This is a genomic window from Acinetobacter sp. (assembly GCF_036666595.1).
GTDB lineage: Bacteria > Pseudomonadota > Gammaproteobacteria > Pseudomonadales > Moraxellaceae > Acinetobacter.
Genome location: NZ_JAVWVO010000073.1, coordinates 1 through 753 on the forward strand (window position 1 = coordinate 1; position 753 = coordinate 753).

Below are 753 nucleotides of genomic sequence, written 5' to 3' on the forward strand. Positions count from 1 at the left end.
ATACATTGCGTTCTTATCATCATCTTTAATTCATCATTCAGGTTGTTATTGGTGTTATTACATTTATAAGGAATGGCTGATTTTTTGTTGGCGTTTTGAGTGAACCCAACGTGCAACCACAATCACGAAGATAATCACCAATACCGTCATCACCACAGGCATCACAAATGCCAAAATCGACAAGACAATCGAGCCAATCAGTTCACCTGTCGCCACAACAAAATTGCCCAATCCACCTGTGGTTGCGGTCGAGACACCACGTGCAGCAACGGTACTCATTTGCACGATGCCTGCCGTGCCACCACCTACGATGAGCGCGGCTGCCCACGTCGCAAACTGTGACATTTCTCCACTACTGACTGCCATGGTACTGAGTGTACCTGCAACGACGGCGGCAGGTGTGGCAATCGTATCCAATAAGTTATCCACCCACGGCACATAGTAAGCTGTGATTTCACAGATCGTCGCAAAACCGAGTGCAGCACATACAGATGGAATGGCTAACCATTCAAAGCCTTTGGCAGGTTCATACCAACCCAACAAAGTTGCAATACTCATCACCAATAAAGGCACAAAGACACGGAAACCACAGGCTGCGCTTAACCCTACGCCGATACAAAGTCCTAATATTGTTTCCATGTTGGTTTTCCTTATTTTTGCTTGATGAATCTATGTTGTTATTTCATATTTTAAACGAACAAAAAAGCCCTATCGAGTGATAGGGCTTTTATTCAAAACAGTGGGTAACTGTTT

The 753-nt window shown here is 44.5% G+C and carries 1 protein-coding gene; it reads right to left on the minus strand.

Annotation, left to right across the window (positions count from 1 at the left end; translation table 11 throughout):
- Window positions 1-63 precede the first annotated feature (63 nt).
- Window positions 64-639: a DUF4126 domain-containing protein gene (locus RR876_RS16845; protein ID WP_332637172.1), complete on the minus strand. Its 576-nt coding sequence runs from the start codon at window positions 637-639 to the stop codon at window positions 64-66.
- Between the last annotated feature and the right edge of the window lie 114 nt (window positions 640-753).